The 2,178-nt window shown below is 63.4% G+C and carries 1 protein-coding gene; it reads right to left on the minus strand.

What is annotated here, in order from left to right; all coding sequences use genetic code 11:
* Positions 1-158: 158 nt before the first annotated feature.
* Positions 159-2,178: hypothetical protein (locus CWO89_RS46625; RefSeq protein ID WP_165421592.1), on the minus strand; the 2,020-nt coding region annotated here is incomplete at its 5' end.

Genomic DNA, 2,178 nt, shown 5'->3' on the forward strand with positions numbered 1-2,178 from the left:
CCCCTTTGTGGAGGTCGTCGACCGTTACCCCGAGCGTGGTGGCGCGGGGATCGGGCGTCAACACAAGGCTGAGCCGGGCCTTGCCGGACGGCGAAAAGCCATCGGGAATGGCGGTGCAATGAATTCCGACCTTCACTTCAGCCATGCAACCTCACAAACTAGATATCGAAATTCTTTCGGTACTCTTTCCAATTGTCCTGCATCGCCGGCACCTCGGTTCGTACCTTGCGCCGCACGGCGGCAGCCGGTTTCGATTTTCTCCCGCGCCGCGTTGGCGGCAGTGCCGCTTGGCCGAAGGCCTCCGCCGTGTCTTGCGGCAACACCTGGGCCTGCGCCGAGCCGCCGCTTCCTTCCGTCCGATATCCGGCCGTGACCGAATAGGTCACTTCGAAGAAGCCGACCTTGAAGCTGAATGCATAGGTGGAGCTGCCGGCCATCGACGAGTCGTCTTGCTGCGATGTCTTGATCTGGATCAGCACCGAGACCTGGAAGCAGGCGATGTTGCCTTCGCCGACTGCCTCCACGAAACCTTCGAGAACCCGGTGGCCACCGGCTTCGGAAAGCAAATAGATGCCCGCGGATATTCTTACGAAAGCCAAAAGCGGGCCGAACTCGATGGCGAATGCAGCCCCGAACTGCAGCTGAATCTCGAACGCGACGACACCCCGGGCATTGGCGCGCAGCCCAACGAAGCCGCCGCCACCGTATGGCGTGGGAGGCGGTGCCGAAATGAAAAATGGTTTTGCCCGGCTGGCGAAATTGAACCGGAACTCGGCCTGCCGCCCGTCGAGCGGCAGGATCGCGCCGATGCCGAAGTCGATGTTCTGGAAGATCAGGCCGCCGACGATCAGAACGTCCTTGTTGAAGCGGTAGCCGACCTCGATCTGCGGCGGGATCAGCTGGATGCCGCGGTAGAAGCCGTTGCCGCCCGAGGGGCTCATGAAGCTCTGGAGCGCTTGAAGGAACGCCAACATCGAGCCGATCTCGGCTTCGCCGATGTCGGCCGTGAATTTCGTATCGCCTCCCGGCGTCGTCTCGAACCGCGCGCCCTTGAAGTGGATGGTAGCGAGATCGAGCGAGTTTCCAAGCAGGTGGATCCGGAACGGCTTGATGTATCCGACTGCCGAGACCTGGCGGCTGCCTGACAGCAGATCGACCGTGATCTGCGTCCGCAGGTCGAGGTCATTGCGCGCGGGATCGGGTCCGTAGCTCCCGTACTTTTCCTTATCCATCGCGAAGATCGGATCGCCGGACGGGAAATCGCCGACCTCGGTGTCGAAATCGTAGTTGAGCGTCACCCGGGTCGGGATCAGGCCGGCCACGGCGTCGATCAACTGCTTTTCGACCGCGGCGAGATCGAACAATGCGGCGAAGTGGCCGGAGGCGACGGCGTCGACGATGTTCCTTGCGACTTGCAGGGTCTGGACGATGCCGGGCTGATTTCTCGACCAATCGGCTTTCAGCTTGGTGAGCGCTGCGGCGATGGCCTGGGCGTCCGGAGACGCCGCCGCACAGAGTGTCTCGATGGACGAAAGGCTTGCTTTGTCGGCTCCGACCTGCGCCCGCGCGTTTTCCAGGGCGGCGCGGGTGTCGCGGGACAGGATGTTCGACAGCAGCGATGGAGCACCGCCGGCTCCCGGCTGGAACAGATCGATCACGGCATTGAGTGCGACCTCGACCGTACCGTTGATCACGTTGAGGGCTTTGGCGACGGCGCCGACTGAAACGGCAGTTTTTACGAGAATGTTCGTCCAGAGCGCCACGAGCGGTTCGGCGGCCTGGAGCAGCACGCCGGCCAGCCGCCGGTCGTTCAATACGGTGAATCGCAGAACGTCGCGGGCGAGTCCCAGGGCCTCGTCCGGCGTGTAGTTCGCCCTGATCTGCTGCCGGATCGGACTGTTGGGATCGGCGAGCGCGGTGTACGGCGCCAGCGCCGCTTCGACGTCGGCCGCCGCTTCCTTGGCGGAGTTGGCCGCGCTCCCGAGATCCGCAACCAGTTGCGTCACCTTGGTATTGACGCTGGACCAGCTCGACGCATTGTTGGCGACGGAGCCTACGACGGTGATCTGCAAGACCATCTGGCCAAGGGCATCGGCGAGCGCGCCAAGGCTCGCTTTCAGGTCTGTCGCAGTCGCCGGAACCGATTTCAGGACGACGGAAGCGCCGCGGGCGCGGGGG

This window comes from Bradyrhizobium sp. Leo170 (assembly GCF_004296405.1).
Taxonomy (GTDB): Bacteria; Pseudomonadota; Alphaproteobacteria; order Rhizobiales; family Xanthobacteraceae; genus Bradyrhizobium.